This window comes from Bdellovibrio bacteriovorus HD100, from assembly GCF_000196175.1.
Lineage (GTDB): Bacteria > Bdellovibrionota > Bdellovibrionia > Bdellovibrionales > Bdellovibrionaceae > Bdellovibrio > Bdellovibrio bacteriovorus.
On the sequence record NC_005363.1, the window covers coordinates 719,563 to 744,617 of the forward strand.

Below are 25,055 nucleotides of genomic sequence, written 5' to 3' on the forward strand. Positions count from 1 at the left end.
TCCTGAGCAGACCTCAGCATTTAATCCCGCAAAAACACAGAAAATAGTCCATACTGGTGGAATGAAACTCATCGGTTCTGTTATTGCTTTCATGTTGTTGGGTGTTCAATCGCAAGCGCAAGACTGGCGCACCGCCACTCGCGACAGTGCGCATCTGGCGCCGACTCCTCAGGAGGAAAAAGGTGCTGTGGTGCAGGTGTATGCCGCCCGCACAGTCAGCTGGCGTGGTTACTTCGCGGTTCACTCCTGGATTGCGACCAAAGCCAAAGGTGCTGATCACTACAGGACTTATCATGTGATCGGCTGGCGTGTGAAAAGAGGCCTTGAAGCCGTGCGAATTGAAACCGACATTCCAGATCGTCACTGGTTTGGAGCCAAGCCCGATTTGATTGAAGACCTGCGCGGAGCCGAGGCCGAAGCGGCCATTCCGCAGATCGACAAGCTGGCCAGGGACTATGCTTACAAGAACACCTATCGCGCTTATCCCGGGCCCAACAGCAACACCTTCATTTCCCATATCATCCGCAATGTCCCTGAGCTGAAGGTGGAACTGCCTCCGCATGCCATTGGCAAGGACTGGATCAATCAGGCGGACCTGGTTGGTTGGAGTGAATCCAAAACCGGAGTGCAGTTTTCCTTGTTTGGAATGCTGGGTCTGACCGTGGGATTGGGTGAAGGTGTAGAGTTGAATCTGCTGGGACTTAATTTCGGTGTTGATTTCATGCGGCCGGCGCTGAAGCTGCCGATGGTGGGTCGGGTCGGAATGACCGACAAACCCTAATTGCGGTTGACCAGCGCAGGGGGGCTGTAGCGCACGGTGAATGAGAACACCAGATGAATGTAGCCATCCTCTTTCACCATCTCTTGTGGTGGATTCGGGAAGATGCGAGCTTCCTTGAAAGCGTTCACCGCCGCCATATCAAAGTTTTTGATCCCGGAACTTTTCATAATCAAAGCCGAGCGCAGATTGCCATTGCGATCCAGAATGAATTCGGCCTGAGTCACCCAATTGCGGTTTCCGGCGTTGATGCGGTCAATGCGATCGAACTGATCAATCGCCTGCTGCACGCGGGTTTCCCAGCGGTAGCGGATCAATTCTTCCACGCGGGCATAGAAAGTATAAAACAAATAGCGGTCGGTGTTCAGAGCTGTGAAAGAGCCGACTTTCACATCGGTGGGCAGGGATTCGCCAACAGAGGAAAAACCGTCGTTGTACCGTTTCATCTCGGCCAGTTCTTTTGAAATATCCACATTGCGATAGCCGTCTTTGTCGACATCTTCGGTGTTGTGCTGCTGTTTCTTCTGTTCAGCCACCTTGGGTGGAGCCGGCTCGGGTTTGTTCACTGTGCTTTCGCGATTGCTGCGGTTTTGGGTCATGCCGGATTTCGCCGCCTGAGTTTCTTCTTTCACGCGCTGTTTTTGCTCGGATAGGAAGCGGGCCAGGGTTTCATCTTCTGGCAGCTTCATTTTTTCCGGCACCACGGCCTGGCGCACGACCGAGCGGTCTTTGGGTTTTAAGGCGTTGAAGATCTTTTGTTCGTCGGACAGTGTGACTTCAATCACTTCCGGCTCGGGCAGCTGCAGTTTGGGCGCAAGCCAGATCAGGCCCACGATGACCAGAAAATGGAACATAAAACTGCAGAGAATCGCCCTGAGGACTGCCATTGTCTCATTTTAAGCCGAAACTGGACCTTTGGGCAAGACGGCTAAAGTTGAAACACATTCTGCCGATAAGAATTGAGTCAACAGGGGGAAAAATGGGGAAAGTTCTCGATATTACGCCACGTCTAAGATCTCAGAATTCTTTGGAAAACAAGAAAATTGAGGTCCGCGCGGATGTTCTCGACATTACAGAGGCCCGCCAGGAAATTTTGAGCCGGGACCGTCGTGACGTAAAAAGAACAATTTTAACTGAGTTTGTGGGAGCTTTTGTCGTACTTCCTGAGAAGGGTCTTTTGAAGGCCGCACTTTACGACATTTCTGAAAACGGTTTGGCTTTCGATCTGGAGCTGGCTGAAGGCGGTTTTGCGGCCGGGGACGAAGTGGCGATGCGAGTGTATTTGAATCACTCCACGTATTTCCCGTTCACGATCACCGTGTCCAACAGTCGTGCTATCGAAGACGAGGGCGTGGTTCGTCACGGTGCTGGTTTTGTCAAAGGCACGATGAATGATGTAGCGCTTCATCACTTTGTGAAGTTCATTGAAAACGTCAGTGCCAGTCTGAAAACAGATTCCGGCGACGTTCTTGTTTCTCACATCTCCTGATAAATTGAATCCAACAAAGGCCCGGTGATTTTTTCACCGGGCCTTTTTATTTTTTGGGACGCCGTTTTGCGTGGACTTTGGTCCTGCGATTTGTTGCAATTTAGCTGTGGAGTATCTGCAGCTTTCGAGCCGGCAGATCGCATGGACTATAACTACGGAGGGTGTCCATTGAGCAAAGCTAAACGCAGAAAAATTGTTGTCGATACGAACGTGATCCTTTTCGATTCCCAGGCGATCCTGCGATTTGGTGAGGCCGACGTTCATATTCCTATTTCTGTCATCGAGGAAGTCGACAAGTTCAAGCGTGATCAGGGTGAAAACGGCCGAAATGCGCGTCAGTTCAGCCGCTTTATCGACGTTCTGCGCTCCAAGGGCTCTTTGGCCAGTGGTGTCCAGATCGACAACTCCGAAACCATGGTTTACATCAACACCGATCTGATGCTGGCCGGTATGCCGTCAGAGCTGGATCATCAGAAGGCGGACAACCGCATCCTGAACACCGCTTTGGCTTTGCAAAAGCAGCACCCGCGCTACAAAGTTGAGCTGATCACCAAAGACATCAATCTGCGCATCAAGGCCGACGTTTACGGTGTTGTTGCCAATGACTATGATGCCAACGACATCAACCGTGATGATCTTTACGAAGGTTATCAGGAGATCATGGTGTCTCCGGAACAGATCGACGCTTTCTATCGCGAAAAACGTTTCATCACGGACGTTAAACTTTACGGCAATCAGTATGTGATCATGAAAGATGCGGGGAACCCGAATCATTCGGCGATCGGCCGCTACAGTTTGGCGGATAAAGCCATTGTTCCTTTGATGCAGGCCGCTGATTCCATCTGGGGTATTCATGCACGAAATGTCGAGCAAGCCTTCGCATTGGACTGTTTGCTGAATGATGAAATCATGTTTGTTTCCCTGGTGGGTAAAGCCGGTACGGGTAAAACATTGATGGCGATTGCTGCGGGTCTTCATAAAACTTTGGATCAGGGGCAGTTCCAGCGTTTGCTGGTGTCTCGTCCGATTTTCCCAATGGGGCGCGATATCGGTTATCTTCCTGGTGACATCGAGCAGAAATTGAATCCTTGGATGCAGCCTATCTTCGATAACGTCGAGTTTTTGATGGGTGCGGACAAAAAGGCTGCAGGACGTGCGCAAGAGTTGATCAATCAGGGGATGCTGAACATTGAGCCGCTGACTTACATTCGCGGTCGCAGCATTCCGAAGCAATACCTGATCGTCGATGAAGCACAAAACTTGACTCCGCACGAGATCAAGACAATTGTTACGCGTGCCGGTCGTGGGACGAAGGTTGTCCTCACGGGCGACGTCTATCAGATCGATAATCCTTATGTGGATTCCGCGAACAGTGGTTTAACTTATGCGGTAGAGAGATTCAAAGGCCATCCAATTGCGGCCCATGTGACTCTGACAAAAGGTGAAAGATCTGAGCTGGCCGAGCTGGCAGCAAATATCTTGTAGGTTTTTAGGAGTTTTTTCATGGCTGAAGTGATTGATGTAGGATTTGAAGCAAAGGTAACTGTGCAAGTGACGGATAAAATGATCCAGCAATTTGCGGAGCTTTCCGGAGACCACAATCCAATTCATTTGAATGATGAATACGCATCAAAAACCCGTTTTGGTCGCCGTATTGCCCACGGTATGATCGTTGGCGCTCTGATCTCCAGAGCGCTTGTTGATGGTATCGGGCAGGGTGGTATCTATCTGGCTCAAAACATGAAATTCGTAAATCCGGTGTTCGTGGATGATACGATCGTTATCACCATCAAAATCACCGGTTTGAGAAAAGAAAAAGGCATCGCCACAGTTGAAACCAACGTGGCGAAAGTAAACGGCGATGTGGTGGTTAAGGGTGACGCTGTCATCATGATGTCCTCCACTGGTCCCACCGGTATATGAGCGAAATTTTCCACCTGGTCTACTTCAGCAAGGCGGCCGAGGATCTGAGCTATACGGACATCCGTGAGATCCTTGAAGTCTCGCGCCGGAACAATGCCCGCCTGGGTATCACCGGTTTATTGATTTTCCGGGATGGTTTTTTTCTGCAGCTTCTTGAAGGTGAGCAGGCGTCAGTGCACAAAATACTGGGTGCCATTCGTGAAGACGATCGCAATTATTCCGTCAAAGTATTGATTGAAGCCAGCGGGCAGGAACGCCTTTTCGCGGAATGGTCCATGGCTTTTCATGATGGCGATATCACCACCGCGTCCAGTGGGCATCTGGTGGAGCTGTTTGAATCCGTGGCCACCAGTGACCTGAGCAAACGGGCGCTGATTATGCCAATCCTGAAAAAGTTCCGCGCTTCTGCCCCCGAACTAAAGTAAAAAAAGGTTCTTGGTTCTTTTTTAGGCCCACAGTGCATTATGAACGAACATCATAGAAAGGATTCCCTGATGAAAACACTGCTGAATAAACTGATTGCTCCCAGAAACTTCAATACCAAGATGGATGATTTTGCGCTGACTGTTCTGCGCGTATTCATTGGTCTGACGATGGCGTTTTCTCACGGATTGGGGAAAATTCCTCCTCCAGAAATGCTGGTGGAAGGTGTGCGTTCTATGGGCTTCCCGGCACCAGAACTCTTTGCGTGGTGTGCGGGCTTGGCTGAATTTGCCGGCGGTATCTTGCTGGCATTGGGGTTGTTGACCCGTCCCGCAGCGGCTTTCATGGTTATCACCATGATCGTGGCGGTCTTTGGTGTTCATGCGGCTGATCCGTTTGGCCAAAAGGAAATGGGTCTGTTGTATCTGTTCACAGGTTTGTTCTTTGTGTTGCACGGGGCAGGACGCTGGTCTGTTGACCATCTGATCACGAAAAAGAAGTAATTCCTGATTCAAGGGAAACAAAAAAGGAGCCGCAAGGCTCCTTTTTTTTGCTATCCAGTGCCGCAAAGTTTTGTCTGCGGCTTTGAGAGCATCGTTTTATAGAACTTCCAATAGACGACGCTTCAATTTTTCTTTGAATTCACCAACATCCACTTTTGCACCAGTCAGCTGCTCAAGGCTTACCATCACCTCGGACGGGAAGCCGCAGGGGCGAAGTCCCAGAAAGGCTTTTTCATCAAAGGTCAGATTGATGGCCGCTCCATGGAAGGCCACCCATTTGCGCACACCCACGCCGACAGAAGCGATCTTGAGATCATTCACCCACACTCCGGTGTCGTCGGCATCGGCACGGTTGAAGCTGCTTTTTGCAGACGAGCGACCTTCGATCCCCGTCAAGCCATAAGTTTTCAGGACATCGACGATGGCGTCTTCAAAAACCTTCAGGTAAGGATTGATTTCGCGATCTTTACGACCCTTGCGAACATGGGCGAGGTTTAGAATCGGATACACCACAAGCTGGCTGGGGCCGTGATAAGTCGCGCGACCGCCACGGGTGACTTCCACCACGGGGCCATTCCAGGAAAACACATCACCGGCCTGAGTGGCGCGTCCCACAGTCACCACCGGCGGATGTGTGCAGAACACCAGAAAGCCAGGAAGGTCTTCGGTGTGCACCTTTTCCACCAGGTCATTTTGTTTTTTCAGGGCTTCATCATAGTTGATAAGTCCCCAATCCTGAAAAATCAGATCAGCCATATTTTGTTTGTGCCACCGATTTAAGTCCAAGTCATTCTTTCTCTTCAAAGGTCCAATTCAGAAAGCAGTGTGCAACCTTTGGACAGCAATTTCATTCGGGGTGTAAACGCACTAGTCACAAAAATTTCAAAATGAGATTCGTTTGAAAAGCCACAGAACATGCCCCCAAAATGGTTTCAGGAACACAAAGAAGCAGGGAGAAGGTATGAAGAATCTAGGACTGATGGGCGCATTGATCGCAGCGATCGCTCTGACAGGATGTCTGGACAACGGCGGTGGCACCGAGGTGAAGCAAGACCTCAACAATGGTGACTTCAGCGTTATCACCGAGCCGGAAACGGGCTCAGGTGGCGGATCAAACGGTGGCAGCTCAGAAGAAGGCAGCACCGGTGGCGACAATGGCAGCGGTGGTGGCACAACCACTCCTTCAGAACCGGATGGTTTTGACATCAACAAAGGTGCAACTCTGACGGCGTCCACCAGCTTGAACCTTGATTTCTATCCTCCTTTCCACACGGCCTACACCAAGGTTTCTGAAAATGAATCCTGCGGTGGCGGTGCTTGGGTGGACTATGCGGACTCTGGCACTTTGTTAAGTTCCAAGACCAATCAGAATGTTCCTGTCAGTGTGCAGTTCCGCGATCATGATGGTCGCACCAGTTCCTGCTATGTTCGTCGTATCTATATTGACCAGATCGGTCCTGACATCGTGTTTGCAAAATACCCTTCCGCTCCGGTTGAAGAAGGCCTGGATGTGGAGCTGATCTTCACTGTGACTGACGCGGGCGCGGGTGTGGCTTCTGTGACTTGTTCCATGGGTTCTTCCACCAAAGCCTGCGCGGCCGGCCAGAACAAAATCCTTTTGCCGAAACTTGCCGGTGGCGATTACACCCTGAAAGTTTCTGCAACCGACAAACTGGGTCATGCTTCTGAAAAATCCATCTCTTTCAAAGTTTCCTCCATGTACAAACAGATGGTGAACAACGTGAAAGTGAACGAATACCAGAAAGTGGATATTCTGTTCGTGATCGACAACTCGGGCTCTATGGAATACGAAAAAAAAAGCATGGCGTCCCGTGTTCGTAACTTCCTGGATGTGGTGAAAGGTCTGGACTGGCAGATTGCCGTGACCACCACCGATCCAGTACACAAAACCCTGGGTGATGGCCGCTTGGTTCAGCTTTATAACAAACCCGGCCAGTATATTCTGACTTCTTCCATGAACGACACCGACGCCCGCAATACTCTGAGCAGCACCCTGCAAAGAAGTGAAACCGGCTCCGGCAGTGAGCAGGGTATCTTCGCCGCTTACCGCGCGATCGAACGCTCTTTGAGCGCTTCCGGCGGCAACGCGAACTTCATCCGTAACGATTCCCAACTGGCTGTTGTGGTGATCTCGGACGAAGATGAATCTGCCAACGGTGCGAAGAACGATCCTGCGAACTTTGTGAAGTTCGTGGCTGACAGCTTCGGTTCCCAGAAGGCCATGAGCTTCCATTCCATCATCGCTCGTCCTGACGATCAGGCGTGCTTGAAGGGTGAAGGTTATTCTGCCGGCTTCCGCTATGAACAGATTTCCAAACTGACCGGTGGTGTGATCGGGGACGTGTGTGCATCTGACTACGCAGCCCAAGTTCAGGGTATCGCTGAAGGTGTGCGCAAGACTTTGAAATCCATCACGCTGACATGTGCGCCGGTAGTGGATGCCATGAGATCGATCCTGGTTTTGAAAGATGGGCAGGTTTATGATGGCACTCGCAAGATGGAAGGACTGAACCTGGTATTCGACCAAATGCTGCCACAGGGGAATTACGAAGTTTACTACTCATGCATTAAGTAAGCTACGGTTGGTGAAAAGGGCCCAATCGACTGCGTTGTCGGGCCCTGTCCTCGCTCCGACGTGCTTGGAGCACGCCTCCGCTGCGGTAGGACCCTCCGCCTTGCGCTTGAACCCTTTTGACCAACCGACTTTCTAGCGGTTGGTTTTTTGCGTTTTCGGGGTGCGGGGAGGCTGGCGCTGCGCGCGCCGCGGGGTTTTGGCTGGCCCGCTGGGCGCCGCCTTTTTGGAGAGCGCTGGCGCTATCGCGCGCCGCTTTTGGGAGGCTTGCGTTCGCGCAGAGCTATTTTAGGATTTGGTTGAGGGTTGTGGCTACTTCGGCGGATTCGTTGATGACTCGTTGGCTGATGGCTGGGTTTTCCAGGAAATAGCCGAAGGCTCGGATGATTTGGGTGTTTTTTTGGTCGGGGCTTACGTTTGTTAAGTCATAAGCTGGGTTTTTGTAGGCGTGGGTATTCCACAGACTTTCCAGGTTTAGATCTGTGCGGTTTCTTTCCAGCCATACTCTTGCGGGTTGGGCTACGTGGCAACTGGCGCAGTCCATGTTTTCTGGGTTGAAGCTGTGCGGGTCTTCGGCGCGGTGGATGGCGCGCAGTTCTTTTCTGAGCAGGTCTTCGTTTCCTACTTTCATGCGGGCTGAATTGCCGATGACTTTATTGAATGAATCTTCGCCGGTGGCTTCGGGGGAAATCAGGCCGCGTTCGAAGTGGTCTGATGGGACTGCGAAGTTGACGAAGGCTTGGGCTGATCTGTCTACGCGTGGGATCTTCATCAATTTTAACTGACCATTGCGCACTTCAAAGCCCTGGAAGGACCACATGTCGCCGGCGCCTCGGACCACCATCGCAGTGATGCGGGTTAGATTTGCAGGGCCTGCGTATTTGCGCACGATTTGGTTGAACTCTAACAACGCTGGGGATTTGTCGGCTTGTACGGCCCATGCGGGGTGAACCTGCAATGGCAGACCTTTGGTTTCTACTTTGTTGCGGGTTTTCCACGCCATCAGATCTTTTGTCAGGGAATCAAAGTCGGCGTCGGTCAGCACATAAAAACTGTGAAGGGCCGCATCGACCGTCTGTACGCGGTTGCGGAAGCCTGGTTCCAGCGGTTGCCACACCAAGCGGATTTGTTTTTGGCAGGACTGTGGGGTTGGCAGGGGGAAGCACGGGTCGATGCGCACGGCGATCACGCGCAGGGATGTGGCCACGTCGTTTTCACTCATCACCGGAGTCAGTGGGGGAATCGTGCCCATGAAGGCCGGGTTCAGCAGCGGGCCGCCGCGGCCGGGAGTGGTGATACCCATCAGATTGTCGTCGCCAAAACGGGCTGGCAACGGCATCAGATAAGAGACGTCATTCAGATCCCAGGCAGCGTTGGCCTGAAGACCCAGGAACAGGGCAAAAACGAATGCGAATTTGGCTTTCATGCGACGCAAATTTCCATTTTTGATGCGCCAATTCAACAAGATTCCCAAAAAGCGCCGGGCCAAGGACCTAATTGAAAATGAAATAAACGCGCTTCGTGTTATCATGGGTTCTTACGGAAAGGTGTGGAATGAAACTTCAGGGCGGAATTAATTTCAGAGACATGGGTGGGTATCTGACGACGGATGGCAGACGGGTTAAAAAAAACCGTCTTTATCGTTCCGGCTCCCTGTCTCGTTTGACGACTGAAGACTGTGCTCAGCTCGAGGCCCTGGGGGTGACTGATATTTTGGATTATCGCGATCTGAAAGAGTCCGCCGCCGACAAAGATGTGGTTTGGAACGGAGCTCGGTATGAATGCCATCCAGCCAATCCGGAATCTCATTCCGTCAAAAACGACAATCACGATTTTTGGGCCGATGAAAACCTGCGATTGATTCCCCATGACTTTATGGAAAGCCTGTATAAGCAGCTGCCTTTTTCCAATCGCGCTTATCACAGATTGTTCGAACGTGTGCAGCCTCTTGAAACGGGCGCGTTGGTTCAGCATTGTGCTGTCGGCAAAGACCGCACGGGTGTTGGTTCCGCTTTGATGTTGTTGTCTTTGGGAGTGTCCCGTGACGCTGTTTTGGAAGATTACCTGCGCACCGAGCAGACCCTGCAGCCGTTCCGCGAACAAGTCTTAAGCAAAGTTGAATCCAAGCTGTCCACCAAGGGGCTTGAGAACCTGCATTACCTGATGTCAGTAAAAGAGAACTTCCTGGGTTCGGCCTTGGATGCCATCCACCAGCGTTACGGCAGTATGGATCGCTATTTTGCCGTCGAATATTCCCTGACCCCTGAAAAGCTCGCCGCTTTGAAAACGAACTATCTGGAATAGTCCTCTTCAGGTGGTGATCCTATTTCAGGATCACCACAATGTTGGGTTCGCTGACCACGATGAGCTTTCCGTCTTTGGTGAACGTCATTCCTTCGTATTGATCTGGAAGCAGTGGCAGATCCGTGGTGCTGACCACCTGCCCTTGGCGAGTTAGGCGCATCACGCGGGAAGATTCGTGGCTTAGCAGCAGCAACTGGTTATTTTTATCGTCATAAATGCATGCCGACAGATCGCTCATCACATGTTTTAGAATTTTTTCGGTATCGAACGGTTCTTTCACACCCAAAGCCGCAGCGTCGGCGATGTCATTGCCATGAGAAGGGCGGGCCCATTCAAAGATGCGCTTGGGCTTTTTCTCCTGAACGGCATAGAAGGTGTTGTGCTTCTTTGAAAAACAAACTCCTTCCAGTCCCTTGTTGTGTTTCGCTGGCGCCGGAAGCTGCATCATTTGCACATCGTCGCGGGAGTCGCGAACGTCCACCGTCGTTTGAACCTCATCAATTTTCAAAATCAGCACCTGGTTTGATTCCGTGCTGATCGCATACTGATTGTTGCCCAGATATACGATGTCTTCGGTGTCTGCGTCAGTCAGATTGGTCATGCGAATCGTGCGCACGGGTTTGGTGAAGTCGACTTTGTACTCAAAAATGTTTCCCGAATTGTTCTGAATCAGGAAGTAAGAATCACTGTCATAATTGTATGTGATCCCGGAAAGATTGCTGCCCACCTCGGGCAGGGCTTTTTGGACCGAAACTGCTTCGGCTGCGAAGGCAGATGTGGATAAGGACAGCAAAGTGGTCAGAACGATTTGAGTTTTCATGAATATCTCCCGCGCGGAATTCTTAACCTGAGACAGTAGGGCCTGAAAGAATATTCTGATTGAGTTTCGACTTTGTAAAGATTTAAACAGCCCCCCTTTAGTCCAGTTGGCTTTTTCCGAAACTGGAGGGGCAAGTTTGTTCGTTCAACCAAGGAGTGCGTTTCAATGATCTCATCCATGATTCAAAAGTCAGTGCTGTTGGCTGCCACGGTGTTGACCCTGGCCGCTTGTTCGCAGGAAGGCCTTATTAAAGGGGCGGCCCTTTCCACCAAAATCACCCAAGGCGACGTGTATGTGTCGCTAAAAACCCAGGTGGACTCCAACAACCTGCAGATCATGAGTGTTCAGCTGCCGATTTATAATCCGGAAAACCCAGTGGAGATGCTGGGAATGCTCAATGTCTCGTCCTTGGTGCCGGGGATTACCGATATCGATCTGGTATTGAACTTTTCCCGGGTGACCAAGATTCCCGCTTTGCAGGCCGAAAAAGGACTGCCCAACGGAACCCTGTTCCCGGTCATGGGAGTTAAGGCGGACGAGTGGTATTCCATCCCCCTCAGCGACAGCCGTGTCTCGAAGCTGTATTTGAATCTGGATTTGCAGGCTCCCAAGGTGGTCCTGGGATATGCACTGGGTACAGATTCGCTCAGTGCCGGGATCGTCGCGAATCTGTTCACCGGGTTTAGTGCTCAAGGGGTGACGGGTTACGGAGGAGTTTACAGCGGACTGTTGCCTGGCCAAAGCGGGGTGGCGGTGTTTGCCGACGTGAGTTCGATCTTAAAATCGTCCGCGCCGGGTGTGGCCTTTGTCGATCGCACATCGAAAAGCCGACAGAATAAAGTGGCTGAAAAACTGATGCAGTTGAATCAGCGCAAGTCCTTGTTGCGCGTTCGCTAGAAAATCACTGGCGTTAAAGATAAAAAAAGCCGACCCTGCAAGGTCGGCTTTTTTGTTTGAATGTGTCTGAAAACTAGTAGCGGATCACTTCAAAGATCGCGCGGCAACCGCGGTTCACCCACACGCGATCCCCATAGATACCGTACGTGTTGTTGTACAGGCACGCATCGTAAGAGATCACATTGTAAAGTCTTACAGAGTGAATTCTGTACGGGTTGAAGTAGCACTCTTGATAATAGTAGTTCCAGGATTCGCAAGTGATGTATTCAACGCCTGGGCCCGGGCCTGGATAGGGATTCGGGTACGGAGCTGGTGGGTTTGGGCGTGGATTTGGATGTGGGTATGGATCCGGGCGCGGATTGCCTGGATAAGGCGCTGGGCGCGGTCCTGGGCGGATGTAGCTTGTTTCCGCGTCTTGATATTGGCTTTCCAAAACATCAGCTTGTGCCCATGGTGCCAAACCAAAGACAATTAGCACTGCAAAGAATAGGTTTTTCATCGTTTCCCCCAAAAAAGGTGTCATTGTGACTACAAAAATCTTGTACCCCGCAATTATGCAGGAATGGTGCCGCCGTTTTTCGGTGTCAGAATGACTAAAATTTCCAGTCTTCGATCAAAAGGGCCGCCTGCAGCTTACCCTGGCGGGTCAAGGCGCTCAGGGATTTGATGCGATAGTCAAATGAGAATTCATGGGCCGAATTGATCTCGGTCACGCGGTGATAGGGGAAGTTCAGGCGTAGCTTTGTGAACTTCACGATCTTCAAAGCCGTGGCCGCGAGTCCAAAGCAAGCATAGTAAAACAGGCTGTCGCGTTCCCACAAATCAAACCAAGTGTGGGTCGTCAGTTGTTCCAGAGTGAAAGAGCAGCGGTCGTAGCAGCTTAAAGAGCGGAAGATCTGGATTTGATCGGCATTGTAGATCTGGATGTACTTTTCCTTGTCCAGAGTGTCGTGCAGATCCGACGGAGGCACGATTCCCATGCGAAAAAGAAACTGCAGAACAAAGCGTTCATTCGAGAAGCTTTCGTCCAGATACTCCGAGCGCAGGGCGCCGACATAGGCTTCCAGTGCTTGATTCACAGCGATCTGCTGGCTCGGGGACAGCTTGGCGAAATAGAGCATCTGAGGGTTGTCATAGGCGCGCACCTCGATGCCCAGACATTTAAGCAGGGAGGCCAGCTCGATAAGATTTGAACGGTAAGTGGACGTCTGTGCGTTTAATGCTAATTCCATAATCTAATCCGTATTTAGGTATATTTCATACCGGATATGGACTGAAAGTGGATGGGTTTTTGAACATGCTTACATAATTGTAAGACAAGAACGGGGCGGGTGGGCAAAAAGCTCACGATTTTCCAGGGACGTATCGATCATTTGTACTGTGCAAAAATCCGGTCAAGCTCATCCGAGCTTTTGATTTCTTCGATGGCTTTATTAAAAGAGTCTGTGGTCTGAGCATCTTTCGCGGCAATCAGGCAGTGAATCGGATACTCCTGCATCACTAGCTTGTGAACGGGGTTTTTGCTTTTATCATTTTTCTTCAGAAAATAGTCCAAATGAGTGTCATCGGCGACCACGTTGTTAATGCGCTTATTGACGAACTTTTGCAGGTTTTGTTCTTCCGTCGGAACATCCTCGCGAATCAGGCGGCCGCTTTTGAAGAGCGGATCGATGTGCGGGTAAATATAGCGTAACACTGTCCCGACGCGCTCCCCTTTGATTTCTGAATAAGAGCTGACTGCCTTGCGGGATGCCAGCACCTCTCTTTTCATGAAAAGCACCTTGGACCAGGTGTACTTTTCGGGATTTGGCACCCACGTGGGACTGGTGTAGCAGTTTATTTCAGCCATCCCCTTGTTGATCATTTCGTGAATGCGAAATTTGGGGATCACGACGAGCTCAAATTTTCGACCAATGCGTTTTTCGATGGCGTTGATATAGTCCCGTACGATGCCCTGGGCTTGGCCCTTATCATCAGTGATCAGCAGAGGGGGCGCCAGGCTGTAGGGGATGGCCACTCGGAGGGGTTCATTGCTTTTACCGGCCCATGCCGGCCAGGCCAGCATGAATGTGGAAACGATCACAAGAAAATGTCGCATGAAACAAATGATAGCAGCTTCAAGGGCGAGTGCAGCTAAAAAAAAGGCCGGCTTGGAAAGCCGGCCTTTTGGGAAAGCGCTTATGCTTTCAAAGGTTTTTGAATGATATGGATCGCGTGACCCAAAGTCGCCTCAGCGGCTTCCATCATGGTTTCACCCAAAGTTGGGTGAGGGTGGATGGAAAGAGCCAGGTCTTCAATACGTGCGCCCATTTCGATCGCCAAAACAGCTTCAGAGATCAAGTTGGAAGCTTCCGGACCGACGATGTGAACACCCAACAAAACGTGGGTTTTCTTATCAGCGATCATTTTCACGAAACCGTCTGTTTCCATCATGCTCACCGCGCGGCCGTTGGCTGCGAACGGGAACTTGCTGATCAGAAGGTCGGTGTGACCTTTGGCTTTCGCTTCAGCTTCAGTCATGCCGGCTGCCGCGATTTCAGGATCGGTGAAGACAACTGCCGGAACTGTTTTCGCATCGTAAACACGGTTATGGCCCGCGATCACTTCAGCAACCAGAACACCCTCGTGGGATGCTTTGTGCGCCAGCATCGGCTGACCGGCGATATCACCGATAGCAAAGATGTTGGAAACATTCGTGCGGCGTTGAGCATCGACTTTTACGAAGCCACGCTCGTCCACTTGAATGCCAGCAGCTTTCAGGTTTGCCTGATCGCCATTTGGACGACGACCCACAGTCACAAGGATCTTGTCGCATTTTACAACTTCGTCTTTGCCGTTGATCTCAACAGTCACTTCGTAACCGTCTTTGACTTTTTTCTGACCTTTGGCTTTTGCTCCGTAAAGAACATTCACGCCCGCTTTTGTCAGTTTGCGAGTCACGATCTGAGCGCAGTCTGGATCAACCACACCCGCCAACAATGCGGATTGTGCTTCGATCACAGTCACTTCCGTGCCCAGCTTGCGCAGGTAAGAAGAGATCTCAAGACCGATGTAACCACCACCGATAACCGCCACGCGCTTAGGGATGGTATCAAACGCCAAAGCGCCTGTGGAAGAGCAGATGTCTTTTTCGTCGAACTTGAAGCCAGGGATTTCAATCGGACGGGAACCTGTTGCCACAACAAAGTATTTCGCCTGAACTGACTCAGTCCCTGCAGAAGACTTCACAGAGATTTCTTTGGAAGACTTGAATTCAGCATCACCTTTGATGATGGTAACGCCATAGCCTTTAAGAAGCTGATTCACACCGCCGGACATCTTGTCAGAAACGGATTGTTTCCATTTCACAAGTTGTTTCATGTCCACGTCGATGCCACCTTTGATGTTCAAGCCCATTTCTTTGAAATTGTGCTGGGCTTTGTGCAAAAGGTGAGTCGCAGTGATCATGGCTTTGGACGGGATACAACCCACGTTCAAGCACACGCCACCCAGGAATTCACGTTCGATAACTGCTGTTTTAAAACCAAGTTGTGCAGAACGGATCGCAGCCACATAACCGCCAGGACCCGCACCAATAACTACTACGTCAAAATTTTGCATAATAAATCTCCAATTAAGTCCAGCTGAAACACCTGCCGGTGCTTCAGCCTCCTCCGGGCGAGCCGGCTAGATCAACTCCACCAATAGTTTGCCTGGGTTTTCGATGCGGCCGATGAAGGCAGCAAGGAATCTTGCAGCGACAGCGCCGTCGATCAAACGGTGATCGGCAGTCATCGTGTAGTTCATAACTTTAATCGCGGAAACCTGGCCGTTTTTCAGAACCACTTTTTCGTCGATTTTGTACATGCCCAGGATCGCCACTTCAGGGTGGTTGATCACCGGAGTCGCGTATGTGCCACCGATAGAACCGATGTTCGTTACAGTGATAGTTGCACCCTTCATTTCATCCGGTTTCAACTTGCCGTCACGAGCACGCTTGGAAAGATCCAGGATCTCTTTGGAGATTTCCAGGATGGATTTCTGGTCTGCGTTTTTGATCACTGGAACGACAAGGCCGTTTGGAGTGTCTGCTGCGAAGCCCAGGTTGAAGTACTTTTTGTAAACGATTTCGCCCGCTGCATCGTCGATGGAGGCATTGAACATCGGGAATTCACGGATTGTTGCGATCAAAGCCTTCATGATGATTGGAAGGTAAGTGATCTTCGTGCCGTTTTTCTCTGCGTGTTCTTTCAGGCTTTCGCGAAGAGCAACCATCGCATCCACTTTCGCTTCATCCATGATGGTGAAGTGCGGGATCACGTGTTTAGAACGCTGCATGTTTTCAGCGATCTTCTTGCGGATGCCGATCATAGGAACGCGCTCTTCCGCTGCGCCTGCCGGGCCTTGGTAAGCTGGTTTAGGAATAGTCATGGAAGCTGCTGCTGGAGCCGCTTTCGCTGCTGCCGGAGCTGCGCCACCACCGGAAGACATAACGTCTTCACGAGTCACGCGACCTGCAAGGCCAGTTCCGGTAAGAGAGTTGATATCAACTCCCATTTCACGAGCCAGACGACGAGTCGCCGGAGTCGCCAGAACTTTGGAGTCTGCCACAGGTGGGAAGATGTCGCTGGAAGCAGTTGCCACTGGAGCTGCTGCCTTCGTAGCAGGTGCTGCTGCCGGAGCCGGAGCTGCCGCTGCTGCAGGAGCCGCTTTCGGAGCCGCTGCGCCACCTGCACCCTCAAGGATGATCATGGTGGAACCGACTTTTACAACGTCGCCGGATTTGAATTTCAATTCTTTTACAACACCAGCTACTGGAGTCGGAACTTCCACAGTCGCTTTGTCCGTCAGAACTTCAGCAATCGCCTGGTCTGCTTTTACAGAGTCACCTGGTTTAACCAACCATTTAACCAGTTCGCCTTCAGTCACGCCCTCGCCCAGTTCAGGAAGTTTAACATCCTGAGCTTTACCGCCACCTGCAGCCGGAGCTGGAGTGGAAGCTGCTGGAGCCGGAGCTGCCGCTGCCGGTTGAGCGGCTGCAGGTTTTGCAGCGCCTGCACCATCAAGAGTGATCATCGTCGCTCCGACTTTAACAACGTCGCCGGATTTGAATTTAAGATCTTTTACGACACCCGCAACCGGTGACGGAACCTCTACCGTTGCTTTGTCAGTCAATACTTCTGCGATAGCCTGGTCCGCTTTGACCGCATCGCCTGGTTTTACCAACCATTTTACCAATTCACCTTCAGTAACGCCTTCTCCAAGCTCGGGCAGTTTCACATCAGTTGCCATGTTGCGAGAGTTCCTTTCGTTGTTCATATCTAAATCTAAAACACCTCGTTCTAGACGCACCCTAGAGCATTTGCACGGGATAACACGCAGCATAAACGGTATTGAAAATCAGCTGTCACAGGTTGCCACGTAACAGTGTGATTTTTCCACGGTTTCCAATAGGTTGCGGGCGGGGCAGGGGGCTTTGAAAGGGGTCGACAAAAGGCCCTTTCAGGGACTAATTTCAGGGTGTTGATTTTGACTTGAAGATTGGGGTTCCTATGAAGTTTCACAGCAAGCTGCAAGAGGGTATTTTTTTAAAGCGCTATAAGCGCTTCTTTGCGGATATTGAATTTCAGGGGCAGCAGGTGACGGCCCATGTTCCCAACACCGGCAGTCTAAAAAGTGTGAACAATCCGGGACAGCACTGTCTGTTTTCTGAAAGCACCAATCCGGAGCGTAAGCTGAAGTACACTCTGGAAATGATCAAGTCCCCGACGGGATCCTGGGTTGGGGTTAATACGGCGACTCCAAACACAGTGGTGCGTGAAACCCTTCATCATGTGGTCGGTCACAAAAAAGAGGTGATTGGCGGCTTTGCCCACTGGGCGGCCTTTGATGAAGTGAAGCCGGAATACAAAATCAGCGCGGAAACCCGCCTGGATTTTGCCCTGAAGAAAAACAACAGCGATAAAATGCATTTTATCGAAGTGAAAAACGTGACCCTGGCTGAAGAAGGGACCGCCAAGTTCCCGGACGCTGTGACCGAGCGCGGGCAAAAGCATCTGCGTGAGCTTATGGCATTGATGGAGCAGGGGCACACGGCGGAAATCGTCTTCACAATCCAGCGTCACGACTGCGGTTCGTTCTCTCCGGCGGATGACATTGATCCGGAATATGGCCGTCTGCTGCGTGAGGCCTATCAAAAAGGGCTGCGTGTTTCGCCTTTTGTGCTGGATCTGACTCCGGAGTCCGTCGAGTTGTCTGAGACAGTTCTGCCGCTAAAAATGTAGAGCGCCACGGCACGACCGCCAGGTGTTCGACGATTTTTCTGGACCTGTTTTTTGGTCGGGAAAGTGTCAAGAAAGATGACACTTTCCCTCTGAAAGGCTGATAAATATTCAGCCAATTCCACAGTCTTTAAAGTTTTAAATACGAGTGACCGATTTTCTCTGTGAACAACCAACGGAGGATCGGCATGATGTCTTTCTTGCGCATCAAAACACTCGCAGTACTTTCCACAACACTTCTGCTGGCAGCCTGCGGACCTGGAATTCCGGTTCTGCCAGATGACCCTAACAATGAACCCGCAGCGCAACAGCCCAGTGATGGAAACTCCGCTCAGGGTGGCACTGAGCTGCCAAGCACAGAAACACCAGGACTTGTCGAGCCGGAAACCCCGCCACCCGTGGCGACCAACCCCAACGATGATGTTCTAAGTCAATACCAGCATCTGGATCCAAATCACATCGTTCCGACCAAAGCGCTGGAAACAGCCGTATTGTATTTCCACGAAAACAAGGCGAAGTTCAAAAATCAGGCGGTGATGTCGATTTTGGATTTCAGCCAAAAGTCCACACAGAAACGCTGGTACTTCATCGACATGAAAACGGGTGCAGTGTGGAATGTTCACGTGTCCCACGGAAAAGGCTCTGACAGCAATCACGACGGCTTCGCAGAAAAATTCAGCAACGTGGAAGGTTCCAACGCCTCTTCTTTGGGTTTCTATAAAACGGCAGAGACTTATCAGGGCAGCAACGGTTATTCCCTGCGCCTGGATGGTCTGTCCACGACGAACTCCAATGCCCGCTCGCGCGCCATTGTCGTGCATGGAGCAAACTATGTTCAGGATTCCAACGTGATCCAGGGGCGCAGCTGGGGCTGTCCGGCGGTTTCCCAGGCCAATCGCGACAAGGTTATCAACCTGATCAAGGGTGGCAGCCTTCTTTACGCCTTTAAATAAACGCTCAGGGGTGTTTCGGCGCTTATTGAGAACAGGGAAAAATTATAAATACTCCCAGTTCCCATTGATAGGTCCGACTGTATCAAAACTGTTGTGGTAAGCATACGGTCCTCTCAGAAAGGATGTTTATGCTTACCACTTTTCGTTTATTTGCAGTCACTATCGGGCTTTCTCTGCTCTCAAGTGTTTCCCTGGCTCAGACACAGATGCAACTGGTTCTAAAAAAAGACATTGTTTTTGATGCTCAGAACAGCCGGTCCAGTCAGTCTTTCTATACACAATACAAGAATGACCACTGTTACATCAGTCTGGTGGGAAACAACCTGCGTAACAGCCAGTATGTAAATGCTCAGGGTTTGATTGTTTTACCAGTGGGTTTGAAGTTTACAGTGGTGAGTGTTGTTGATAATGACAAGGGCCTGGATCTGGAGACTCAAAAAATCTTTACCAAATCGTTCATCTATTCCGTGAACAGAGATATTGATACGTCCCTGACCCTTAATTGCTCTCGCAAGTACAGTCTGTTTAAACGCCTTGAAAAACCCAAAGAAGTTCTGGGTCTGTTCACAGAACTCGTAAGTTTGCAGCAATAGGCGGGGGGCGAGGCCAGTTTTGCGCCTTCCAATATAAGTCTGATTCGTTTTTTTCTTTTCGCTCATAGGAGTTTATCGTTCCTCCGATAAGAATTCCTATGAGCATCCTGTTTTCTTTCCTGCTGACATTCCTGTTAATGACCGTGTGCCTGCCTGTGCAGGCCAAAGAAACGGACAATTTGACCGGCAGGACCAAAAATCTTCCCGACAGCACTGAAATCTTTGATCGCGAGATGAACAAGCGTCTGCAGGAACTGCAGGCAGAAGCAAGCTCTGAAGGCATTTCCTGTAATGACCCACGCAAATTGCGTATTTTGTTTCATGACCTGAACGACGCGAGATTTTTTATTGGATCCTTGGAGTCCTGGGCGGAAGACAATTCGCAGATTGCCAAGCGTGAGCTGACAGCACAGCAGTCGGTCTATGACGGGGTTCTGGACAATGGCTGGATTTTCAACCGTCTGAAGCTGGCTTCGACTGTCAAAGTGAACGGCCAGTTGGTGGGCACCGATAAGTTCGGTCACTTCATCGATCAGGGTTTTGAGTTCTACACACCTTATCGTCAAAGTGGCTATCGCATGTCCACAGCCCTGCATTCCAGTTTGGGGTCTGAAAAAGGCTATTCGGGCGGGGCGTCCACCGGGACGATTTCTTATGCTGATGCCATGGCGAATTATCAGGGAATTTTGTTTTATCATGCTTTGGCCGAGGGCCCGAATCCTTACTTCCGCTGTTCTCAAGGCAAGTGGACCCAAATTCGCGAATTCCGCTGGGCTGATTACGTGGATGCGGGTTGGGACGAAGGCATCAACTGCAGTGTCATGGCATCCCCTGAAGCTCAGGCCAAGTTCAACGCCAATCTGGCGAAGCAGGGGCAGACCTGTCCCGCCGACACCAGTGCTTGTGCCCAGCTGAACACGCGGTACGCGGTCTTTGATGAATATATCCTTTCACCAGAGTGTCGAAAGGTGGCTAAGGCCCCTGTGGGATCTTATGGCTCGGGTAAATCCCCAGCGGTAAAATCCTCGACGGGTAAAAGCGGGAAGGGGACACGCTAATGGATTTGTTATCTTTGGTGGAAGCCCAGAAGTCTTTGGATGCGTTGCTGAAGTGTCCGGGTTTGCGTTGTGTGCTGGATGCCTTCGCCGTGGATCTGTCTAAAAATACCAGGGAAGACATTTACGTGTATCTGAAGGACGGCGGCAGCCCACAGGTGCAGCGACTTTGTCTGCCAATGGAACGCCCGCGCAGAGCGGAAGCCAATGAAGTTTGTTATATGGTGAAACTAAAGCGCGCCGGAGAAACGCAGGTGCTTTGGCGCAACGAACGGGGTCAGTGGAAGCTCAGCAACGCCTCTAAAAGGCCTCTCACGGCGGGTGAAAAGGCCCCTTCCGGTAAATAACGACTACAGAAGGCGAAGTTGTTCGCCGACCAGTTTTTTCAGATTTTCGACGTAACCCATGTACTCTTCCATGTCCAGGCGCTCGTCTTTGCGGATGTGGGCGCTAGGGGAGTTGTAAGGGGTCAGTTCAATGATGTCAGCGTGGGAGGAGATGGCGGAAAAATTGCCTTCTTCCAGAACCTGCATCAAGGCATCCAGATCGTGACCTTCGTCATCGTGAGGGTATTCAAGGCCACGCATTTCACACAAAGCTTTCAGAAATTTTTCGCAGGCCTGAGCCAGATTGTAACCCACCAAATCGTGTTGGGTATTGTCGGACAAGTGCTTTTTGGCGGTGTCGAGATCGTCCTGAGCTTTAAGAATCATGGATTTTGCGTGTGCGCTCATGGGAACTCCTTGGTGTATTTACGATTACTTTAGTGGCTGGACCTGTACCGCGCAAATAAAAAACCCACAGTTTTTTCAAACTGTGGGTTTTTGAAGTTCAATCTTCAGGAAAGATTACTTCGCTTCAGCCAAGTGACGGTCGATGATTTCTTTGAAATCAGCGAATGGATAAGCGCCACGCAGGGAAACACCGTTGATCAGGAAGCCTGGAGTACCGGAGAAGTTGAATTTACGAGCTTCTTCCATGTCCGCTTCGATACGTTTCTTAACCACTTCAGAGTTAAGATCTTTTTCAAGCTTCTTCATGTCCGCGCCAGCTTTTTTAGCGGCTTCTTTCAATGCGCCTTCTTTTTTAGTTCTCAGGTCACCTTGGTTTTCAAATACCAGGTTGTAGAACTTTTCAGCTTTGGCAGCGTCTTGCAAAGCGATCGCTTCGAAGTACTGTGCTGCAGGCATTGCCATTGGGTGGAAATCCAAAGGAAGGTGCTTGTAAACAACGCGAACGTCCTTAGGGTAAGCTTTCATCACTTCATCAACAGTCGCATGACCTTTAGCGCAGTATGGGCACTCGAAGTCAGAGTATTCAATGATAGTCACTTTTGCGTCTTTAGGGCCAAAGATAACGCGGCCTTCTTCGATAGCCGGTTTCAATGGGTTCTTGAATTCGTCGTCACGCTTTTTGCCTTCTTCAGCAACAGCTTTTTCTTGAGCTTTACGTTGAGCGTTTTGAGCAGCTTTGTTCACCACTTCAATGAATTGCTCTGGATCTTTTTCGATCGCAGCGAACACGATGCTCGGATCTTTTTCTACAGCTTCCTTGAGTTGTTTAGCTGAAGGGGCACAGTTTACCAATGTAAGTGCCAGTGCTGAAATTCCAAATAACTTAAGTGCTTTCAATGTCTTCCTCCAAGATGGATGATTGTAATTTTTTGAGCCCCTTTATATTGACATCATTTTCAGTTTAGAGGGAAGGAAAAAATCCCGGTCCAAGGTCCTGCTAATCAGGACTTGTCTCACTCTAAGACCCCTTTAAACTGACTTCTATGAATAAATCAAATTTCCTTTTAACAATGTTCGCGGTTATGTTTCTTGGCGGGACGGCGCATGCCGGTTTGCTGTTTAACTATTCTCAATTGGCCTTGAAGGACCTGGATCAGATGAATCAACTGGTCAGTGACAAGGTCAAAGAGTCGAAAAAGTCATCCAGCGGCAAAGCGGTGCCACTGAAAGAGGCACTACAGGCAGTGTATGCACGCCCCAATGATGACGAGATGATCGAGAAAGTAGTGTCTCCTTTGCGTTCAAATCTGGATGAATTGGAGTCCTGGGAAAAAACGATCAGTCAACTTACTGACGAAGCGATCAATGCCCTGAAGAATCCTCGTGCTTTTAAACCTGTCGTGCAAGTGACCTACGTCATTTTCCTCGAGAATTTGCTGGCGGAAATCAAGCCCCATGCGAAAAATGACGGTTTTGAAAGAAAGATTGCCGAACGTATTCGTGACGCAAAAATTGAAGTCACGAAGGACGCCATCAGCGAAAGAAAGCTGCGCATGATGAAGGACACGACATCTCCTTCCGAGATCGCCGGCAGTATCCTGGCCCATAAAAACGAAACTCCGTCTGAAAAACCGGCAGAATCTGCCGCCTCTGAACAGTAATTTCCCTCGACCGGACCGGGCCCAAGTCTGTTTCGACTCTGGGCCAGCGTCAAACGATAGATCTCCTCAAGTCTTCAAAAATCGCCTCAAATTGACTCAAGTTCTAATGAACTCCTACCGATAGAAACACCATGTGGGCTGGATGCCCTTGAGCAATTAGGAGGATTCGATGTTTCTGCAAGGCGATTTGCAATTAGTGTTCGATGCGCTCTACACAGTAGGGGCGATCGATCCTGTATTGAAACTTGATTGGTCCGAAGTCACACGTGAGATGATGGCAAACCCACAGATCCTGAGTGACGCTTTCCAGACAATCAACGGCTGCCGTGGCGACAAAGATCTTCTGGTTCAGAAGCTCCACATGATGGATCCAAGATCCGTGAATTATATCGCTATGGAGGTGGCCCGTGAGTTTTGTGAGTTCCAGGATCGCACAGAGTTGCACTAAGGTTCTTTGCCTGTTGTTGCTGTCTTCTGTCGCGAATGCGTGGGAAGTGGACTTCTCCCGTCGTCAGGTAGAATTCAACAAGGTTAAAAATGAAGACCGCCTGCCGGCCAGCGTGCAGGAGGATCAGTCCGTCAACATTCTTAGCAAGGTGTTTGATTCGGTTGAGCCGACTCAGGACATCGTGATCATGAATACGGAAAAAGGCTTCGTTCCTGCGCAGGTGCGCCTGAAAAAGGGCGGCAACTATCGCATTCACGTGGTGAACGTGAACAACAAGGAAAAAAACGTCAGCTTCGTGCTGGATGCTTTCTCTGAGCATCACAACACGGTGTTTGGCGAACAGAAGACTTTCCATGTGACACCAAAAACGGACGGAATATTCTCTTACCAGTGTCCGGAAACGGCCGTGCAGGGGAAGTTCATTATTTATTCCGATGCGGCAGCGCCTGATCGCATGCCGGCGTCCAAGTAATTTTTTATCCGAGGAAAGGCACCCATGTCTGACCAGTCGAACGTTTTCAAACAGACCATTCAGCAGAATCTCGGTCCTGTTGCGAAATACCTGGACGACAAGGGTGTGTCCGAAATTCTTATCAATGGCCATAAGGAAATCTTCGTGGAAAGAAAGGGTAAGCTCGAAAGAGTTTCCGAGTCTTTCCCGTCCGAAGATGATCTGCGTGCCGCGGTGAACAGCATCGCGCAAAGTGTGGGTCGACGTATCGATGATGAATCGCCTCGTCTGGATGCGCGTCTTCCGGATGGTTCCCGTATTGCGGCGGTGATCCCGCCGATGTCCCGCAAGGGCACGACTCTTTCCATTCGTAAATTCACGAACAACAAAATCACTTTTGCCGACTATATCAAATTTGGTGCGATCACCGAGGATGGAGCACGTTTCCTGGACATCTGCATGTTCCTGGGAAAAAACATCATCGTCAGCGGTGGTACGGGTTCCGGTAAAACGACATTGCTTTCACTTTTATGCACGCGCATTCCGAAAGGTCAGCGAGTGATGGTGATTGAAGACTCCTCCGAGCTGCAGGTTGATTACGAGCACGTGGTGATGTTTGAAACCCGCCAGGCCGATGCCATGGGTAAGGGTGAAGTCACGATCAAGGATCTTTTAAAGTCCGCCCTGCGTTTGCGTCCCGACCGAATCATCGTGGGGGAGGTTCGTTCCAGTGAAGCGATGGAACTGCTGAACGCCATGAATACCGGTCACAAAGGATGTATGGGAACGGTCCACGCCAACACGCCAGAAGATGCGATTGTGCGGTTGGAAGCCCTGGCTCAAGGTGGTGATGCGAAGATCAGTGAGAAGGCTTTGCGCTCTCAGGTGTCTTCGGCGATTGAAATTATTATCCAGGTCTCACGTTTTTCGGACGGATCTCGCCGTATCGCAGCAATCAGCGAAGTGCGCGGATTCAGTGCGGATGGTTCATACAACGTGATCCCGATCTTTGAAATGTCCCGCCTAACACGCCGTCCCGACGGAACCCTGGAAGGAAAACTCCAGCCCACAGGCAACGTGCCGTCGTTCATGGAAGAAATCATCGACAACAACCTGCCCTTCCCAAAATCCAAGTTCGCAAAAGTCGCCTAAAAGGTGCCTGGTGACTTT

Annotated in this window: 29 protein-coding genes; 18 read left to right on the forward strand and 11 right to left on the reverse strand. The window is 50.5% G+C overall.

Features of this window, described 5'->3' with window-relative positions; all coding sequences use genetic code 11:
• Positions 1-61: 61 nt before the first annotated feature.
• Positions 62-781, forward strand: coding sequence for a DUF3750 domain-containing protein (locus BD_RS03480; protein WP_041583461.1), 720 nt, complete (start codon positions 62-64; stop codon positions 779-781).
• Here the strand turns inward: BD_RS03480 and BD_RS03485 are convergent.
• Positions 778-1,665 (reverse strand): energy transducer TonB family protein, encoded by an 888-nt coding sequence (locus tag BD_RS03485; RefSeq protein ID WP_011163317.1) that lies wholly within the window; start codon positions 1,663-1,665, stop codon positions 778-780. The two genes, BD_RS03480 and BD_RS03485, sit on opposite strands and share 4 nt — an antisense overlap.
• A 92-nt stretch (positions 1,666-1,757) precedes the next feature.
• Between BD_RS03485 and BD_RS03490 the strand changes: the two genes are divergently transcribed.
• The 5 genes from BD_RS03490 (at position 1,758) to BD_RS03510 (ending at position 5,116) form a co-directional block, all read left to right on the forward strand.
• Positions 1,758-2,267: a PilZ domain-containing protein gene (locus tag BD_RS03490; RefSeq protein ID WP_011163318.1), complete on the forward strand. Its 510-nt coding sequence runs from the start codon at positions 1,758-1,760 to the stop codon at positions 2,265-2,267.
• A gap of 141 nt (positions 2,268-2,408) precedes the next feature.
• Positions 2,409-3,752, forward strand: a complete 1,344-nt coding sequence (locus tag BD_RS03495; RefSeq protein ID WP_011163319.1) for a PhoH family protein — start codon at positions 2,409-2,411, stop codon at positions 3,750-3,752.
• 18 nt (positions 3,753-3,770) lie between these two features.
• On the forward strand, positions 3,771-4,190 hold the full coding sequence (locus tag BD_RS03500; protein WP_011163320.1) for a MaoC family dehydratase: 420 nt from the start codon (positions 3,771-3,773) through the stop codon (positions 4,188-4,190).
• On the forward strand, positions 4,187-4,615 hold the full coding sequence (locus BD_RS03505; protein ID WP_011163321.1) for a BLUF domain-containing protein: 429 nt from the start codon (positions 4,187-4,189) through the stop codon (positions 4,613-4,615). Before BD_RS03500 ends, BD_RS03505 begins: the two co-directional genes overlap by 4 nt.
• Before the next feature lie 69 nt (positions 4,616-4,684).
• Entirely contained in the window at positions 4,685-5,116 is a 432-nt protein-coding gene (locus tag BD_RS03510) for a DoxX family protein (protein WP_226988002.1), read from the forward strand.
• 96 nt (positions 5,117-5,212) lie between these two features.
• Here the strand turns inward: BD_RS03510 and lipB are convergent, their stop codons facing one another.
• Positions 5,213-5,872, reverse strand: a complete 660-nt coding sequence (gene lipB / locus BD_RS03515; protein WP_038451513.1) for a lipoyl(octanoyl) transferase LipB — start codon at positions 5,870-5,872, stop codon at positions 5,213-5,215.
• A gap of 205 nt (positions 5,873-6,077) precedes the next feature.
• Between lipB and BD_RS03520 the strand changes: the two genes are divergently transcribed.
• Positions 6,078-7,712, forward strand: a complete 1,635-nt coding sequence (locus tag BD_RS03520) for a hypothetical protein (protein ID WP_011163324.1) — start codon at positions 6,078-6,080, stop codon at positions 7,710-7,712.
• Positions 7,713-7,992: 280 nt separating this feature from the next.
• On the opposite strand, the gene BD_RS03525 is transcribed toward BD_RS03520, so the two are convergent.
• Positions 7,993-9,135, reverse strand: a complete 1,143-nt coding sequence (locus tag BD_RS03525) for a hypothetical protein (protein ID WP_231839274.1) — start codon at positions 9,133-9,135, stop codon at positions 7,993-7,995.
• A gap of 128 nt (positions 9,136-9,263) precedes the next feature.
• Here BD_RS03525 and BD_RS03530 point away from each other — a divergent pair, with 128 nt between their 5' ends.
• Entirely contained in the window at positions 9,264-10,013 is a 750-nt protein-coding gene (locus tag BD_RS03530; RefSeq protein ID WP_011163326.1) for a tyrosine-protein phosphatase, read from the forward strand.
• 19 nt (positions 10,014-10,032) lie between these two features.
• Here BD_RS03530 and BD_RS03535 read toward each other — a convergent pair whose 3' ends face one another.
• Positions 10,033-10,833: an SdiA-regulated domain-containing protein gene (locus tag BD_RS03535; RefSeq protein ID WP_011163327.1), complete on the reverse strand. Its 801-nt coding sequence runs from the start codon at positions 10,831-10,833 to the stop codon at positions 10,033-10,035.
• 165 nt (positions 10,834-10,998) lie between these two features.
• Between BD_RS03535 and BD_RS03540 the strand changes: the two genes are divergently transcribed.
• A complete protein-coding gene (locus BD_RS03540; RefSeq protein WP_011163328.1) occupies positions 10,999-11,730 on the forward strand; it encodes a hypothetical protein in 732 nt (243 codons plus the stop codon).
• A gap of 73 nt (positions 11,731-11,803) precedes the next feature.
• Here the strand turns inward: BD_RS03540 and BD_RS03545 are convergent, their stop codons facing one another.
• From BD_RS03545 to BD_RS03565, 5 genes are all read right to left on the reverse strand, one after another.
• Positions 11,804-12,229 carry a DUF3011 domain-containing protein gene (locus BD_RS03545; protein ID WP_231839275.1) on the reverse strand — a complete coding sequence of 142 codons (426 nt, stop codon included), beginning with the start codon at positions 12,227-12,229 and terminating at the stop codon, positions 11,804-11,806.
• Between the two features lie 94 nt (positions 12,230-12,323).
• Positions 12,324-12,962, reverse strand: coding sequence for a hypothetical protein (locus tag BD_RS03550; protein WP_011163330.1), 639 nt, complete (start codon positions 12,960-12,962; stop codon positions 12,324-12,326).
• A gap of 137 nt (positions 12,963-13,099) precedes the next feature.
• Positions 13,100-13,828: a substrate-binding periplasmic protein gene (locus BD_RS03555; protein WP_011163331.1), complete on the reverse strand. Its 729-nt coding sequence runs from the start codon at positions 13,826-13,828 to the stop codon at positions 13,100-13,102.
• An 80-nt stretch (positions 13,829-13,908) separates the two neighbouring features.
• Entirely contained in the window at positions 13,909-15,330 is a 1,422-nt protein-coding gene (gene lpdA / locus BD_RS03560; RefSeq protein ID WP_011163332.1) for a dihydrolipoyl dehydrogenase, read from the reverse strand.
• A gap of 66 nt (positions 15,331-15,396) precedes the next feature.
• Positions 15,397-17,028, reverse strand: coding sequence for a 2-oxo acid dehydrogenase subunit E2 (locus BD_RS03565; protein ID WP_011163333.1), 1,632 nt, complete (start codon positions 17,026-17,028; stop codon positions 15,397-15,399).
• 233 nt (positions 17,029-17,261) lie between these two features.
• Between BD_RS03565 and sfsA the strand changes: the two genes are divergently transcribed.
• The 5 genes from sfsA (at position 17,262) to BD_RS03590 (ending at position 20,938) form a co-directional block, all read left to right on the forward strand.
• The gene (sfsA, locus tag BD_RS03570; protein WP_011163335.1) at positions 17,262-17,993 is read left to right on the forward strand and encodes a DNA/RNA nuclease SfsA; all 732 of its coding nucleotides are present in this window, start codon (positions 17,262-17,264) and stop codon (positions 17,991-17,993) included.
• 185 nt (positions 17,994-18,178) lie between these two features.
• Positions 18,179-18,943, forward strand: coding sequence for a murein L,D-transpeptidase catalytic domain family protein (locus tag BD_RS03575; protein ID WP_011163336.1), 765 nt, complete (start codon positions 18,179-18,181; stop codon positions 18,941-18,943).
• A gap of 128 nt (positions 18,944-19,071) precedes the next feature.
• A complete protein-coding gene (locus BD_RS03580; protein WP_011163337.1) occupies positions 19,072-19,536 on the forward strand; it encodes a hypothetical protein in 465 nt (154 codons plus the stop codon).
• 98 nt (positions 19,537-19,634) lie between these two features.
• The gene (locus tag BD_RS03585; protein WP_011163338.1) at positions 19,635-20,594 is read left to right on the forward strand and encodes a hypothetical protein; all 960 of its coding nucleotides are present in this window, start codon (positions 19,635-19,637) and stop codon (positions 20,592-20,594) included.
• Positions 20,594-20,938: a hypothetical protein gene (locus tag BD_RS03590; protein WP_011163339.1), complete on the forward strand. Its 345-nt coding sequence runs from the start codon at positions 20,594-20,596 to the stop codon at positions 20,936-20,938. Before BD_RS03585 ends, BD_RS03590 begins: the two co-directional genes overlap by 1 nt.
• 3 nt (positions 20,939-20,941) lie before the next feature.
• On the opposite strand, the gene BD_RS03595 is transcribed toward BD_RS03590, so the two are convergent.
• Positions 20,942-21,325 carry a HEPN domain-containing protein gene (locus tag BD_RS03595; RefSeq protein WP_011163340.1) on the reverse strand — a complete coding sequence of 128 codons (384 nt, stop codon included), beginning with the start codon at positions 21,323-21,325 and terminating at the stop codon, positions 20,942-20,944.
• 114 nt (positions 21,326-21,439) lie between these two features.
• Positions 21,440-22,222: a DsbA family protein gene (locus tag BD_RS03600; protein ID WP_011163341.1), complete on the reverse strand. Its 783-nt coding sequence runs from the start codon at positions 22,220-22,222 to the stop codon at positions 21,440-21,442.
• 146 nt (positions 22,223-22,368) lie between these two features.
• Between BD_RS03600 and BD_RS03605 the strand changes: the two genes are divergently transcribed.
• The 4 genes from BD_RS03605 (at position 22,369) to BD_RS03620 (ending at position 25,037) form a co-directional block, all read left to right on the forward strand.
• The gene (locus BD_RS03605; RefSeq protein WP_011163342.1) at positions 22,369-22,986 is read left to right on the forward strand and encodes a hypothetical protein; all 618 of its coding nucleotides are present in this window, start codon (positions 22,369-22,371) and stop codon (positions 22,984-22,986) included.
• Positions 22,987-23,155: 169 nt separating this feature from the next.
• Positions 23,156-23,434, forward strand: coding sequence for a cytochrome P450 (locus BD_RS03610; RefSeq protein ID WP_011163343.1), 279 nt, complete (start codon positions 23,156-23,158; stop codon positions 23,432-23,434).
• Entirely contained in the window at positions 23,394-23,906 is a 513-nt protein-coding gene (locus tag BD_RS03615) for a cupredoxin domain-containing protein (protein ID WP_226988005.1), read from the forward strand. The genes BD_RS03610 and BD_RS03615 overlap by 41 nt, the downstream gene beginning before the upstream one ends.
• 24 nt (positions 23,907-23,930) lie before the next feature.
• Positions 23,931-25,037: a CpaF family protein gene (locus BD_RS03620; protein ID WP_011163345.1), complete on the forward strand. Its 1,107-nt coding sequence runs from the start codon at positions 23,931-23,933 to the stop codon at positions 25,035-25,037.
• Positions 25,038-25,055 lie beyond the last annotated feature (18 nt).